Origin of the sequence: Erythrobacter sp. EC-HK427, assembly GCF_902498745.1 — a bacterium.
Lineage (GTDB): Bacteria > Pseudomonadota > Alphaproteobacteria > Sphingomonadales > Sphingomonadaceae > Alteraurantiacibacter.
Window position 1 is genome coordinate 2,248,403 of sequence record NZ_LR701479.1, and the last position, 13,496, is coordinate 2,261,898.

General features: G+C 63.4%; 17 protein-coding genes and 2 tRNA genes. 13 read left to right on the forward strand and 6 right to left on the reverse strand.

Going from position 1 to position 13,496, the window contains the following annotated elements:
* Positions 1-39: 39 nt before the first annotated feature.
* The 3 genes from GC121_RS11060 to GC121_RS11070 all read left to right on the forward strand — a co-directional run bounded on the left by GC121_RS11060 (position 40) and on the right by GC121_RS11070 (position 1,766).
* Positions 40-116, forward strand: a tRNA-Asp gene (locus GC121_RS11060).
* A gap of 55 nt (positions 117-171) precedes the next feature.
* The gene (locus GC121_RS11065) at positions 172-1,323 is read left to right on the forward strand and encodes an iron-containing alcohol dehydrogenase (protein WP_151974333.1); all 1,152 of its coding nucleotides are present in this window, start codon (positions 172-174) and stop codon (positions 1,321-1,323) included.
* Positions 1,320-1,766 carry a thioesterase family protein gene (locus GC121_RS11070; protein ID WP_151974334.1) on the forward strand — a complete coding sequence of 149 codons (447 nt, stop codon included), beginning with the start codon at positions 1,320-1,322 and terminating at the stop codon, positions 1,764-1,766. The genes GC121_RS11065 and GC121_RS11070 overlap by 4 nt, the downstream gene beginning before the upstream one ends.
* On the opposite strand, the gene GC121_RS11075 is transcribed toward GC121_RS11070, so the two are convergent.
* From GC121_RS11075 to GC121_RS11090, 4 genes are all read right to left on the reverse strand, one after another.
* Entirely contained in the window at positions 1,763-1,996 is a 234-nt protein-coding gene (locus tag GC121_RS11075; protein ID WP_151974335.1) for a DUF2842 domain-containing protein, read from the reverse strand. The genes GC121_RS11070 and GC121_RS11075 overlap by 4 nt on opposite strands.
* Entirely contained in the window at positions 1,996-2,577 is a 582-nt protein-coding gene (locus tag GC121_RS11080; RefSeq protein ID WP_234421212.1) for a 5-formyltetrahydrofolate cyclo-ligase, read from the reverse strand. Before GC121_RS11080 ends, GC121_RS11075 begins: the two co-directional genes overlap by 1 nt.
* 413 nt (positions 2,578-2,990) lie before the next feature.
* Positions 2,991-3,293 carry a cell division protein ZapA gene (locus GC121_RS11085; RefSeq protein WP_151974338.1) on the reverse strand — a complete coding sequence of 101 codons (303 nt, stop codon included), beginning with the start codon at positions 3,291-3,293 and terminating at the stop codon, positions 2,991-2,993.
* A complete protein-coding gene (locus GC121_RS11090) occupies positions 3,290-3,520 on the reverse strand; it encodes a hypothetical protein (RefSeq protein ID WP_151974340.1) in 231 nt (76 codons plus the stop codon). Before GC121_RS11090 ends, GC121_RS11085 begins: the two co-directional genes overlap by 4 nt.
* Before the next feature lie 191 nt (positions 3,521-3,711).
* Between GC121_RS11090 and tkt the strand changes: the two genes are divergently transcribed.
* The 4 genes from tkt (at position 3,712) to GC121_RS11110 (ending at position 8,692) form a co-directional block, all read left to right on the forward strand.
* Positions 3,712-5,694, forward strand: coding sequence for a transketolase (gene tkt / locus GC121_RS11095; RefSeq protein ID WP_151974342.1), 1,983 nt, complete (start codon positions 3,712-3,714; stop codon positions 5,692-5,694).
* Between the two features lie 15 nt (positions 5,695-5,709).
* On the forward strand, positions 5,710-6,717 hold the full coding sequence (gap, locus tag GC121_RS11100; RefSeq protein ID WP_151974344.1) for a type I glyceraldehyde-3-phosphate dehydrogenase: 1,008 nt from the start codon (positions 5,710-5,712) through the stop codon (positions 6,715-6,717).
* A gap of 126 nt (positions 6,718-6,843) precedes the next feature.
* Positions 6,844-8,046 carry a phosphoglycerate kinase gene (pgk, locus tag GC121_RS11105; protein WP_151974346.1) on the forward strand — a complete coding sequence of 401 codons (1,203 nt, stop codon included), beginning with the start codon at positions 6,844-6,846 and terminating at the stop codon, positions 8,044-8,046.
* 4 nt (positions 8,047-8,050) lie between these two features.
* Positions 8,051-8,692, forward strand: coding sequence for a 2OG-Fe(II) oxygenase family protein (locus GC121_RS11110; RefSeq protein ID WP_151974348.1), 642 nt, complete (start codon positions 8,051-8,053; stop codon positions 8,690-8,692).
* On the opposite strand, the gene GC121_RS11115 is transcribed toward GC121_RS11110, so the two are convergent.
* Complete coding sequence (locus tag GC121_RS11115; protein WP_234421214.1) at positions 8,664-9,038, reverse strand: hypothetical protein; 375 nt, start codon at positions 9,036-9,038, stop codon at positions 8,664-8,666. The genes GC121_RS11110 and GC121_RS11115 overlap by 29 nt on opposite strands.
* Positions 9,039-9,311: 273 nt before the next feature.
* Between GC121_RS11115 and GC121_RS11120 the strand changes: the two genes are divergently transcribed.
* The 3 genes from GC121_RS11120 to GC121_RS11130 are packed head-to-tail and all read left to right on the forward strand — an operon-like array spanning position 9,312 to position 11,396.
* Positions 9,312-10,199: a fructose bisphosphate aldolase gene (locus tag GC121_RS11120; RefSeq protein WP_151974352.1), complete on the forward strand. Its 888-nt coding sequence runs from the start codon at positions 9,312-9,314 to the stop codon at positions 10,197-10,199.
* 7 nt (positions 10,200-10,206) lie between these two features.
* Entirely contained in the window at positions 10,207-10,824 is a 618-nt protein-coding gene (thiE, locus tag GC121_RS11125; RefSeq protein ID WP_151974354.1) for a thiamine phosphate synthase, read from the forward strand.
* Positions 10,821-11,396, forward strand: a complete 576-nt coding sequence (locus GC121_RS11130) for a YdcF family protein (RefSeq protein WP_151974356.1) — start codon at positions 10,821-10,823, stop codon at positions 11,394-11,396. Before thiE ends, GC121_RS11130 begins: the two co-directional genes overlap by 4 nt.
* 4 nt (positions 11,397-11,400) lie before the next feature.
* On the opposite strand, the gene GC121_RS11135 is transcribed toward GC121_RS11130, so the two are convergent.
* On the reverse strand, positions 11,401-11,757 hold the full coding sequence (locus GC121_RS11135; protein ID WP_151974358.1) for an elongation factor P: 357 nt from the start codon (positions 11,755-11,757) through the stop codon (positions 11,401-11,403).
* A 155-nt stretch (positions 11,758-11,912) separates the two neighbouring features.
* On the opposite strand from GC121_RS11135, the gene efp reads away from it, so the two are divergent.
* From efp to GC121_RS11150, 3 genes are all read left to right on the forward strand, one after another.
* Entirely contained in the window at positions 11,913-12,476 is a 564-nt protein-coding gene (efp, locus tag GC121_RS11140; RefSeq protein ID WP_151974360.1) for an elongation factor P, read from the forward strand.
* A gap of 6 nt (positions 12,477-12,482) precedes the next feature.
* Complete coding sequence (locus tag GC121_RS11145) at positions 12,483-13,307, forward strand: inositol monophosphatase family protein (protein ID WP_151974362.1); 825 nt, start codon at positions 12,483-12,485, stop codon at positions 13,305-13,307.
* Between the two features lie 22 nt (positions 13,308-13,329).
* Positions 13,330-13,414, forward strand: a tRNA-Leu gene (locus tag GC121_RS11150).
* The last annotated feature ends 82 nt before the right edge of the window (positions 13,415-13,496 follow it).

Here is a 13,496-nt window from a genome sequence, read left to right on the forward strand (position 1 = left end):
ACGCGCGGCTCCCAAGAGGCGCTAGAGCCGCTTAAGTGCGCGGGTGTAGCTCAGTTGGTTAGAGTATCGGCCTGTCACGCCGAGGGTCGCGGGTTCAAGTCCCGTCACTCGCGCCACTTGGGATTTTTCTCCTCCTTGCTTCCGCCGGAATGAACCGGCATTGCTGCGCGCATGAGCGGCAGTTTCACCTTCCATTATGGCCCGCAGGTCACGTCCGGCATCGGCGCGAGCGCCGATCTTGCGCCGCTGCTGCCTGACGGTCCGGTGCTGTTCGTCACCGATGCGAATTTGCGCCGCCTTGGCTTGTGCGACGCTGCTTTGGCGGGGCTGGCAGGCCGTGACATTGTCGTGTTCGACGATGTGCAGGAAGACCCGCATGAAGCCAGTGTGCTCGGCGCGCTGGCACTGGCGCGGGAGGCGGGCGCGCGGTCGGTGGTCGGCTTTGGCGGCGGCAGCCCCATGGATGTCGCCAAGGCGGCGGCCTATCTGCTCGGCAGCGGAGAGCGGATTGCGGATATTTACGGCGTCGGCCAAGCCAAGGGGCAGGGCGCTCCGCTGGTGCTGGTGCCGACTACCGCAGGCACGGGCAGCGAAGCGACGAATATCGCGATCCTGACGGTGGGAGAAACGCAGAAGAAGGGCATTGTCAGCAATGCGCTCTATGCCGCGCACGCTGTGCTCGATGCCTCGCTCACCACCGGCCTGCCGCGCCACGTGACCGCCGCGACGGGGATCGATGCGATGGTGCACGCGATTGAAGCCTACACCACGAAGCGGCTCAAAAACCCTATCTCGGATGCGCTGGCGAAAGAGGCCTTGCGCCTGTTGCGGGGCAATCTGCTGACCGCTTGCGATGACCCAGAGAACCTTGCGGCGCGCGATGCGATGTTGCGGGGGAGCTATCTGGCGGGGGTCGCCTTTGCCAATGCGCCCTGCGCGGGCGTGCACGCGCTCGCCTATCCGCTGGGCGGGCATTTCCACGTTCCGCACGGCCTCTCCAACGCGCTGATGCTGAGGCAAGTGCTTGCGCACAATATGCCCGCCGCGCGGGAGCTTTATGCGGAGCTGGCGCTGGTGATGCTGCCCGAACTGGCGGAGAAGCGCCATCTGGGCGCGAGAGTGCTGGCCGATGCTTTCGCTGGCGAAATGCAGGCGCTGGCCACAGCGGCGGGCTTGCCGAAGACGCTGTCGGAGGTGGGCATTGGCGGCGACCATCTCGACCTGCTGGCGGACGAAGCGATGAAGCAGGAGCGGCTCTTGGTGAACAATCCGGTCGCCATCACCCGCGCCGATGCGCGGCGGATGTATGAGGCGGCACTGTGAGCGCCAAAGAGAACTCCCGCACTCCGTCCAAACCGCGTTCAGCCTACAAGGCGTTCCGCGCCATTCCCACGCGCTGGGCGGACAATGATGCCTACGGCCATGTCAACAACGTGGTGTATTATGCCTGGTTCGATACGGCGGTGAACGCCGAACTGGTCGATCGCGGCGTGCTCGATATCGAAGAGGGAGCGGTGATCGGCCTCGTGGTCGAAACCCAATGCCGTTATTTCGCGCCGCTCGCCTTTCCGCAGACGGTGGAGGCGGGCGTGCGTGTGGCGAAGCTCGGCACGTCCAGCGTGCGCTATGAAGTGGGCATATTCGCGCAAGGGAACGATGAACCCGCTGCCGAGGGGCATTTCATCCATGTCTATGTGGATCGGGAGACCCGCAGGCCGGTGCCATTGCCCGACGATTGGCGGGTGGTTCTGGAGGAACTGGCCTAGCTCTTGTCCTTCGGCACGCCCCAATGGCCCGTTTCCATCCAGATCAGGAAATTGCGCAAGGGCAGCAGCCACACGACGCCCAGCGTGGTGTAAACCAGCGCCTGCACAATCCCCGGCCAGCCGCCGATAATGTCAGGTGCATAGCGGGCGATGACAATGGCGTAGACCATCAGCACGGCAAACAGGCCGAGAATGCCGACGGGGATGCGCCAGGTCGGTTCGGTGCGCATCAGAACGGCCCGTAAATGCGGGTGGGGGTGATGATGGCGGCAAGCGGCATATCGTGATCCTCTATTGGCAGGGCATCCACCTTTTGCACATCCCAAGCCAGACCCAGCGCAATGGTTCCCCGATGCGCGGCGAGCCAGCGGTCGTAATAGCCACCGCCTTGGCCCAGCCTTTGCCCGCTATCGGTGAAGCCGACAAGCGGGACGAAAAGCACCTGCGGGGTGTCCTGCGGCGCATCGGCGGTGGGCTGCATGATGGCGTGCGGGCCTTCCTCCAGATCGCTTTCGCCATACGGGTCGGTGTGCGCGTGGAAGGCCATGGCCCCGTCATCACCGATGCGGGGGAGGGCGATGGAGTGTCCGGCCTCCATAAAGAAACGCGCATAGCCTGCAGCGGGCGCTTCTGCGTCTGCGGCGCGATAGAGGCCGATGGTCGCGGTTTCGGGGATCAGCTCTATGACAGGGGCAGGGGGACGGCGGAAGACCAGCGCGCTCACCGCATCAGGCAGCGACGCAACGTGCTCGCGGCGGGCTTTGCGGAGATTGGTGCGCAACTGCGCCTTGTCTTGCACGTCTTCAGTCACACCCACTCCGCTCATCCTGAGCCTGTCGAAGGATTGTTCGTAGTTTCGGGGATTCCGCTAGAAGAAAAAGCAATGCTTCGACAAGCTCAGCATGAGCTCGTCGAAGGGCTCAGCATGAGCGGATTCTTAGATCCCGCCCTCAAGTAGCGGAGCGATAGGGCAAAAACCCGCCCTCAAGTAGCGAAGCGGTAGGGCGAAAAAATTATGTGGCGGATCCACCATGGGTCGTTTTCCTGGAAATCCTCTGACGCCTCAACGTCAGGTGGGCGCCATATGCACCGGCACCACAGCCGAACTGGTGCGCCGAACAGGGACAGCTCCCATGGATTTTGCTTATAGCCTCAGGGATTTTCACTCCGGATCGTTCCGGGCAGAACCGCCACTCGCCTATGTAGGGAGCAGCGCAGCACTTCTCAAGCCGGATTACCGTCCACCGTGTTGGCCAGCTCTTCCATCCGGCCTGCCAGTGCCTCCAGCTGCACCGCCAACGCTTCGCCGGGGACAGCGGGCTGGCCGCTGGTTGCCTCGTGCAATTCGTCGGCGAGCAGCAGTGCGGCATAGAGCAGGATACGTTCGGGCGACTGTCCGCCCAGCGTATCGAGCTTGGCCAGCTTATCGTTGATCGACGCGCCGAGCATTTCGATATGCGCTTCCTCGCCCGCAGCGCAGGCGATGGTGTATTTGCGCCCGGCAATATCCAGCGTGACATTGCTCATGGCGCGGCATCCTTTTCGAGCGTGCCCAGCACCGCCTCGATCTGTGCCAGCGCAGCAGCGGCCTCGGCCTGCAGCGCGTCATACCGGGCTTGCAATTCAGGATTGCTGCTGCCGCCATTTCCGAACGGCAGGCCGGGCGCAACTCGGGCCGCCTCGATACGGCGCAAAGCTGCCTCGATCCGGGCAAGGGCGCGCTGCATCCTGTCGGCAGGTGAGATGTCGCTCATAGCGCAGCAAAGATGAACCACATCCGTAACAAGAGCAAAGCCTTGGCCGTCAAAGCTGTGAATATCCTTCACCCGCGCAGCCTCGCCAAACGTCGCACATGGCAGCGACTTGCTTGACCTGACACGCTGCCCCCACCACACAGCCGGAAACCGAATCGCCCCCGCGTAAGGGGCGGGCGCAGGAGCAAAGAATGAGCGACGCCGATACCCGTTTCAGCAACATGGCCAATGCCATCCGCGCGCTATCGATGGACGCGGTGCAGGCGGCCAATTCGGGGCATCCCGGAATGCCGATGGGCATGGCCGATGTGGCGACGGTGCTGTGGCAGGACTACCTCAAATTCGATCCCAAAGCGCCCGATTGGGCCGACCGTGACCGGTTTGTGCTGAGCGCGGGCCATGGCTCGATGCTGATCTACTCGCTGCTCTGGCTCTCGGGCTATGAAAGCCCGACGCTGGAGGACATCCGCAATTTCCGCCAGCTTGGCAGCCCCTGCGCGGGGCACCCCGAAAACTTCCTCATCCCCGCTGTCGAGGCGACCACCGGCCCGCTGGGGCAGGGCTTGGCAATGAGCGTAGGCATGGCGATGGCGGAGCGGCATCTGAATGCCGTGTTCGGAGACGAGCTGGTCGATCATCGCACCTGGGTGATCGCGGGCGACGGATGCCTGATGGAAGGTATCAATCACGAAGCCATCGGGCTGGCGGGGCATCTGAAGCTGGGCCGCCTGATCGTGCTGTGGGACGATAACAAGATCACCATCGACGGCGCCGTCGATTTGTCGTCGTCGGAAGATATTCCCGCCCGCTACGAAGCGACTGGCTGGCACGTGACGAGCTGCGACGGGCACGATCCCGCCAGCATCCGCAAGGCGATTGACGCCGCCGTGGCCGAAACCGGCAAACCAAGTCTGGTACGCTGCTCCACGGTGATCGGCAAAGGCGCGCCCAACAAGGGCGGGACGAGCGGCGTCCACGGCTCCCCGCTGGGCGAGGCCGAGATTGCCGCTGCCCGCAAGGAACTGGGCTGGGCGCACGATCCCTTTGTCATTCCCGACGATATCCTCGCAGACTGGCGCGCCACCGGCACGCGCGGCGGGGAAGCGCATTGCGAATGGCAGGGCCGCCTCAATGCGAGCGCGCAGAAGGCCGAATTCGAGCGCCGCATGGCGGGCGAATTGCCCGCGCGCTTCTCGCTCGCCAACTACACGCAGGGTCTGATGCAGAACCCGCAAAAGGTCGCCACCCGCAAGGCGAGCGAAATGGCGCTGGAGCAGATCAACGCCAAGCTCCCCGAAACCATCGGCGGCAGCGCCGACCTGACCGGTTCGAACAACACTAAGGCGGGCGGCATCACCGCCTTTACGGCAGAGGACTATGCGGGCCGTTATGTCTATTACGGCATCCGCGAATTCGGTATGGCGGCGGCGATGAACGGGATGGCGCTGCACGGCGGCGTGACCGCCTATGGCGGCACCTTCCTGATCTTCACCGATTATGCGCGCGGCGCGATCCGTCTCTCGGCCTTGCAGCAATGCCCCGTCGTCTATGTGATGACGCATGACAGCATCGGGCTAGGCGAAGACGGGCCGACGCACCAGCCGATCGAGCATTTGCAGAGCCTGCGGGCGATGCCGAACATTCTCGTGATGCGCCCCGCCGACGCGGTGGAGACCGCCGAGTGCTGGGAAGTCGCGCTGCGTCAGACCGAACGCCCCTCGGTGATTGCGCTCAGCCGCCAGAACCTGCCGCAAGTGCGCAACGCGCCCGAAGAGACCGACCAATGCGGCCTTGGTGCCTACCGCCTCAAGCGCGCGGGCAACAAGCGCGGCGTGGTGCTGATGGCGACGGGTTCGGAAGTCTCGCTCGCGCTTGAATGCGCGGACCGGCTGGAGAAAGAAGGCATCGGCGCCGATGTCGTCTCGATGGTCTGCACCGAGCTGTTTGACGAGCAGGATGCCGCCTACAAGGCCGATATGCTCCCCGCAGACGTATGCAAGGTTTCGATTGAAGCCGGGACGACCTATGGGTGGGAACGGTATACGGGATTGGACGGCATGAATTTCGGCATCGACCGTTTCGGCGCATCGGCACCGGCAGAGCAGCTTTACGCCAAATTCGGCCTGACGGCGGAGGCAATCGTCCCGCAAATCATACACAAGATCAACGGATAAGCAGGAGTTCTGACTATGGCGACCAAAGTTTCGATCAACGGTTTCGGGCGCATCGGACGCCTCGTGGCGCGCGCCATTCTGGAGCGGGACGATCACGATCTGGAGCTGGTGGCGATCAACGATCTGGCCGACACCAACGCCAACGCCCTGCTGTTCGGCTTCGATTCCACCCATGGCCGCTTCCCCGGCACGGTGGAGGTCGATGGCAACACGCTGGTGGTGAACGGCAAGCGCATTGCCGTGACCAGCGAACGCAATCCCGGCGAACTGCCGCATGGCGAGATGGGCGTCGACATGGTGCTCGAATGCACCGGCTTCTTCCAGAGCGACGAGGCCTGCCGTCCGCATCTCGCTGCCGGTGCGAAGCGCGTGCTGATCTCGGCACCCGCCAAGGGCGTTTCCGCCACCATCGTTTACGGCGTGAACCACGATGTGCTGACGGCGGACGACGTGATCGTCTCCAACGCCAGCTGCACCACCAACTGCCTCTCGCCGGTGGCCAAGGTGCTGCACGAGACGGTGGGGATCGAGCGCGGTTTCATGACCACGATCCACTCCTACACCAATGATCAGCGTATGCTCGACCAGATGCACAGCGACATGCGCCGTGCGCGCGGCGGGGCGCAGAACATGATCCCGACCACCACTGGCGCGGCCCGCGCGGTCGGCCTAGTGCTGCCCGAACTCGCTGGCAAGCTGGATGGATCGAGCGTGCGCGTGCCGACGCCCAATGTGTCGCTGATCGATCTGGTTTTCACGCCGGGTCGTGACACCACAGCGGAAGAGCTGAACGCCGCGCTGAAGGCGGCTGCCGATGGCGCAATGAAGGGCGTGCTCGATTACACCGACAAGCCGCTGGTTTCGAGCGACTTCAACCACCACCCGGCGTCTTCGACCGTGGACTCGCTGGAGACCGCCGTGCTCGAAGGCAAGCTGTGCCGCGTGGTGAGCTGGTACGACAATGAATGGGGCTTCTCCAACCGCATGATCGACACGGCGGGCGTGATGGCGAAGTTTCTCTAAACTCGCTGCACCCACTCATCCGTTCGTGCTGAGCGTGTCGAAGCACTGCAATTTCTTGCGACCGGCACGAAGGTCAAAAAGACAGGACAGCCCTACGACAGGCTCAGGGCGAACGGAGATTTGTATATGAGTGCCTTCAAAACCCTCGACGATTTGCCGCAGGATCTCTCTGGCCAGCGTGCGCTGGTGCGGGTCGATCTCAACCTGCCGATGAAAGACGGGCAGGCGACCGATCTCACCCGTGTCACCGCGGTCGCCCCGACCATCCTCGAATTGGCGGATCGCGGCGCGAAAGTGCTGCTGCTCGCGCATTATGGGCGGCCCAAGGGGGAACGGCATTCCACCATGAGCATCAGCATGGTGCAGGGTGATCTGGAACGGGTGCTGGATCGCGAAGTGATGTTCATTCCCGAAGTCGCCGGCCCGGTGGCGGCGCAGGCCATCGATATCCTTCGCCCCGGCGATATCGGGCTGATGGAAAACGTCCGCTTCTGGCCGGGTGAAGAGGCCAATGACGCCGATTTCGCCAAGAGCATCGCTGCCAATGGCGATTTCTATGTCAACGACGCTTTCAGCGCCGCGCACCGCGCCCATGCCAGCACCGAGGCGCTCGCGCATCTGCTGCCCGCCTATGCAGGGCGCGCGATGGAGAAGGAGCTGAAAGCGCTCGACGCCGCGCTCGGGACGCCGCAGCCGCCGGTCGCGGCCGTGGTGGGCGGAGCAAAAGTCAGCACAAAGCTGGCCGTGCTCGAAAACCTCAGCCGCAAGGTGCAGCATCTGGTTATCGGCGGCGGCATGGCGAACACCTTCCTCGCCGCCAATGGCGTGCATGTCGGCATGAGCCTGTGCGAGCACGATCTGACCGATACTGCCCGCGCCATTATGGATGCAGCCGACGCAGCGGGCTGCACGATCCACTTGCCCTATGATGTGGTGGTGGCCAAGGAATTCGCCGCCAATCCGCCGTCAATGCGCGTGTGCAATGTGCACGAAGTCGCGGCGGACGAGATGATCCTCGATATCGGCCCGCTCGCGGTCGAGGCGCTGGGCGATGTGCTCAAAACCTGCGCCACATTGGTGTGGAACGGCCCGCTGGGTGCGTTCGAAACGCCGCCCTTTGACGAGGCGACGGTGGCGCTTGCCAAGACCGCTGCGGCACTGACGCAGGCGGGCGCGCTGGTCTCGGTTGCAGGTGGCGGCGACACTGTGGCCGCACTCGCCCATGCCGGGGTGGCCGAGGATGTGACCTATATTTCCACCGCTGGCGGCGCGTTCCTCGAATGGATGGAAGGCAAGGAATTGCCGGGCGTGGCGGCGCTTAGCGCCTGAAGCCATGCCCCAAACCAACCAGCTTTTCCCAACGCCCTTCATCATCGACCGGCTGAATAGCGAGCAGGGCCTTGCCATGCTGCGCGAGGCCATTTTTGCCGCGATGGATCGCGACAAGAAGGGGTTGGCGATCAGCAATATTGGCGGCTGGCATTCGGGCACCGATATGCTCGAATGGGGCGGCGAAGCGGCGCGGGCGCTGGTGTTCAAAGCGATGACCATGGCGGACGATGCCTGCGTCGATATCAAGTCGCCGGAAGAGAGCCGCTTCGGCTGGCTGCCGCAAATGTGGGCCAATGTCAGCACGAAGGGCAATGCCAACCAGTATCACGCGCATCCGGGCAGCTATTGGTCGGCGGTCGCCTATGTCGATGACGGCTATGAAGGCGAGAGCGATCCCGCGCAGGGTGGGGAGCTGCAACTGCTCGACCCGCGCAGTCCGATGGTGCAGATGGCTGCGCCCGATCTGCGGCTGAAGGCGGAGGATGGCGGGGCGCAATTGCACGAGATTTCGGTCCGCCCGCAAACCGGGATGATCGTGCTGTTTCCCAGCTGGCTGCAACACGCGGTGCGCCCGTTTTATGGCGAGGGCACGCGGATTTCCGTGGCGATCAACCTCACCGCCGGGTTGAAGAAGCCGCACTAGAGGTTAAGCGGCCTTCGTAGGACAGGCGATACTCTTCCGCACGAACGGGCTCGCTACCGGCCATTTGTCCGGGTTCTCCCGAAACGAGGCTTATCGACCATCCCCGCACCCTTTGCGGATCGCCCAATGTCAGTGGCACTGTCTCGCGCCAGCCTGCGCCATCCACGCGGGTTTCGACCACCAACCGACCCGGCCACACGCAGCGCGCGTTGATCGGGCAGCGCGAATCCTCGACAACGCGCATCGGCGTGACAACCACATCGCCCACCGCAACCGGCTGGCGGAGCGCCACGACGCTGCCTGCAGGCATCGGTTCGCCGCCGGTGAGGGTCGGTGCATCCGGCACCGTGGCGCAGGCGGAAAGGGAGAGGGCCTGAGCAAGAAGTGCAGCGTGTCGTCTCATCGATGCCATAGGGCGCTTCCCTTGCTTTCAACGCGCTGAACGCTTCAGCAAGGCGGGCAAGAGCCACAAATCCGCTTTCCTACACAGCGCAATCGGTGCTCGCAGCGAGCCCGTCTTACGATACTGCACACGGGCAAACTTCGCAAACTTGCACTCGTGCGAATCGCAGCATAGGAGCCGGTTTCGAATTCGTATTCGCGAGAGGGAGCTTGCCAGATGAACACCGCCGAAATGACCGCGAAGATTGCCGCAGGGCAGGGCTTTATCGCCGCGCTCGACCAGTCGGGTGGCTCTACGCCCAAGGCGCTGCGCGGATACGGCGTCGCGGATGACGAATGGTCGGGCGAGGAGGAGATGTTCGGCAAGATCCACGAAATGCGCAGCCGGGTCATCACGGCCCCCAGCTTTGCCAATGGCAAGGTGATCGGCGCGATCCTGTTCGAACGGACGATGGACGGCATGGTCGATGGCAAGCCGACTGCCGATGCGCTCAAAGCGCGCGGCGTGGTGCCCTTCATCAAAGTCGATCAGGGGCTGGAGGACGAGGCGGACGGCGTGCAGTTGATGAAGCCGCTCGACAAGCTGCCCACGCTGCTCGAAAAATCGGTGGCAGCAGGGATGTTCGGCACCAAGATGCGCTCGGTCATCAAGTCCGCCAATTCTGCCGGGATTGCGCAGATCGTCGCGCAGCAATTCGCCGTCGGCCAGCAGATCATCGCCGCCGGGCTGATGCCGATGCTGGAGCCGGAATACGACATTACTGCGGATGACCGTGCGGAGGGCGAGGACATCCTCAAGGTGGAAATCCTGAAGCAGCTGGATGCGCTGCCCGAAGGCCAGCAGATCATGCTGAAGCTGTCGATCCCCAAGACGGCGGGGCTCTACACCGAATTGCTCGACCATCCCAAGGTGTTGCAGGTGGTGGCGCTGTCGGGCGGCTATTCGACCGATGAGGCCTGCGCCGAGCTTGCCAAGAACCCCCGGATGATTGCCAGCTTCAGCCGCGGCCTGCTGCAAGATTTGCGCGCCGGACAGAGCGATGCGGAGTTTGACGCGGCGCTGGGCAAGGCGATCGACCAGATCTGCGCCGCGTCGGTCTGCTGAGCGTCCGATGTCAGACTGCCAGCTTTACCTGATCTCGCCGCTCGATGTGGGCGGCGATTTCGCCCACCGGCTCGACCGTGCATTGGCGGCGGGGGAGGGGCTGGCAACCGCGTTCCAGTTCCGCGTGAAGGGCGTTGATCCGCACGAGGCAGCGCGGCTCGCAGCGCCCTTGCTGGAAATCTGCCGGGCCCGCGATGTTGCGTTCATCGTCAACGATTCGGTTTCGCTCGCCAAGCGGTTGAAGGCGGACGGGGTGCATTTGGGCCAAGGCGATGGGGATGTGCGCGAGGCGCGCGAGGAACTGGGGCGCGAAATGCAAATCGGCGTCACCTGCCACGCCAGCCGCCATCTGGCGATGGAAGCGGGGGAAGCAGGCGCGGACTATGTCGCCTTCGGCGCGTTCTTCCCCAGCGAGACCAAGCCGAGCGAACACCGCCCGGACGAAGAACTCCTCCGCTTCTGGAGCGGGCTGTTCGAAATCCCCAGCATTGCCATCGGCGGCATCACACCCGAAAATTGCCCGCCCTTGATCGAGGCAGGGGCCGATTTCCTCGCGGTCAGCCACGCGGTGTGGGGCGGGGATGAAGTGGCGGCGATCAACGCCTTTGCCGCAAAGCTAAAGTGACGCGGCGACGTCTAGCCATACCGCTGCTTGCGCTCGGCTGGCTTGGCGCGATTGCGGTCTGGATTGCAAGCGGACCGAAGGAAGCGCCTCAAGCCCAAGCCGCCGCCGCCATCGTGCTTGGCGCGGCAGTGGCGAGGGACACGCCCACGCCCGTATTCCAAGCAAGGATCGACCATGCCGTTGACCTTCACCGTGAAGGCCGCGTGCAGTATCTGATATTCACCGGAGCACGATCTGAAGACGATACGCTCGCCGAAAGCGAGGCGGCGCGCATCGCGGCGATTGCAGCGGGCGTTCCGGAAGATGCGATCCTAATCGAAACCCAATCGCTCACCACCATGCAGAATCTCGTCGAAGCGCAGTCGGTGATGCGCGATGCCGGAATCAGCAGCGCGATTATCGTTTCCGATCCGCTCCACCTGCGCAGGGCCATGGCGATGGCCGATGCGCTCGGTATCGATGCTCAGCCCAGCGCGACACCTGCAACTCGCTACCGCTCATGGCGCACCAAAGCGCCCTTCTTGATGCGGGAAGTCTATTTCCTGCACCATTTCTGGTTGTTTGGAGAGTGAACTTCTATTGCCCCGGCCGGCGCACGCAGCGCAGGCGGCCCGGTACACCATTCTCAATCTTGCGGAGGAAGCCCCGCCCCTCGATCGCATAGCGTGTGCCGTTGCGCGGGCCGCTTGTCATAGTGACGATATCGCCGCGCCGCAGATAGGTGCCTTCGCCCTGCGGCGAGGAATAGCGCGAGGCGCTGGTGATGGTGAAGCTCTCTTGCGGCTGCGCCACGCCAACCGCGCCCGCCGCGTCGCCGGGAAGCTCGCAGCTATAGGTGCCGCGCTCGATCGTGCCAATCTGTTCCTGCGCCATGACAGGAACGGCGAAAACAGCAGCCGAGGCAGCAAGGAGTGAGAATGCGATCCGTTTCATACTGCCCGCTATAGCAGACGCGGCTGAGCACGCCATGAACCGATTGCGCGCTATCGCACTGGCGCGATAACGCCGCATCCCGCTTGCCGCGAAGGGCACCAGCGGCTAGGGCGCGGCCAATCTTTGAAATTCTGGATAGTAAAGAAGCACGAGCCATGAAGATCAGCGGCGTGGACATCCGTCCCGGCAATATCATCGAATATGAAAAAGGCATCTGGAAAGTCGCCAAGATCCAGCACACCCAGCCGGGCAAGGGCGGGGCCTATATGCAGGTCGAAATGAAGAATCTGCAGGACGGGCGCAAAACCAATGTCCGCTTCCGCAGTGCCGATACGGTGGAGAAGGTGCGGCTCGATACCAAGGACTACCAGTTCCTTTATGAAGACGGCGCGATGCTCGTTTTCATGGATACCGACACCTACGAACAGATCACGCTGCCGAGCGACCTGTTGGGTGATGCCCGCCCGTTCTTGCAGGACGGAATGCAGGTGAGCCTGGAGCTGTGGGAAGAAAAGCCGATCAGCGTGCAGCTTCCCACCCAGATCGAAGCGGTGATTGTCGAGGCTGATGCGGTGGTGAAGGGGCAGACCGCTTCCTCCAGCTACAAGCCCGCCGTGCTCGATAATGGCGTGCGCATTCTGGTGCCGCCACATATCGAAAGCGGCACGCGGATCGTGGTGGATGTCTACGAACAAAGCTATGTCGGCAAGGCGAGCTAACTAGCCATGGCCGCAGTTCCCGCAATCATCCGCGTGATGGAAAAGGCTGCCCGCAAAGCGGGGGGCAGGCTTCGCCGTGACTTCGGCGAGGTCGAGCACTTGCAGGTCAGCCGCAAGGGGCCGAGCGATTTCGTGTCCAAGGCCGACCAAGCGGCGGAGCGCATCCTGTGGGACGAGCTCAAAGTCGCGCGCCCCGGCTGGGGCTTCTTGCTGGAAGAAGCGGGCGAGTTGGAAGGCGATGCAGACAAGCCGCGTTTCATCATCGATCCGCTCGACGGGACGAGCAATTTCCTCCACGGCATCCCGCATTTCGCGGTCAGCATCGCGGTGCAGGAACGCAAGCTGGGTTCGGACGAATGGGGTGATGTGACCGCGGCGGTGGTCTACCAGCCGATCACCGACCAGACCTTCTGGGCCGAAAAATCGGGCGGCGCATGGCTGCACGACGGGCGCTTGCGCGTGTCGGGCAGGCGGCATCTCGATGAGGCGCTGATTGCCACAGGTACTCCGTTCCAGGGGCATGGCAATTTTGCCGAATGGAACCGGATTTACAACGCCATCGGCCCCAGTGTCGCAGGCATCCGCCGCTTCGGCGCGGCCTCGCTCGATCTCGCCTGGGTGGCAGCGGGCCGGTATGACGGGTTCTGGGAAAGCGATCTCAGCCCGTGGGACACCGCCGCGGGTTGCCTGTTGGTGCGCGAAGCGGGCGGCTTTGTGACCGACTATCGCGGCCGCTCGCAGGCGATCTGTGATACGCAAGTGATCGCCGGAAACGACCCGCTGCATTCACGCCTGCACAAGATCATTGCGGAAGCGCTGAAGGCCAGCTAACCGCTTTTTCCCGCGCTCAGGTGCCTCTGTGGCGGAATTGGTAGACGCGCTCGACTCAAAATCGAGTTTCTTACGAAGTGCCGGTTCGAGTCCGGCCAGAGGTACCAGCGGGATTTGGGCGCATGCGCCCGGCGGGCATGTGCTATTGGCTTGGCGCAATTGGCTTGCTTTCTGCGCCGCGCTTTGGGA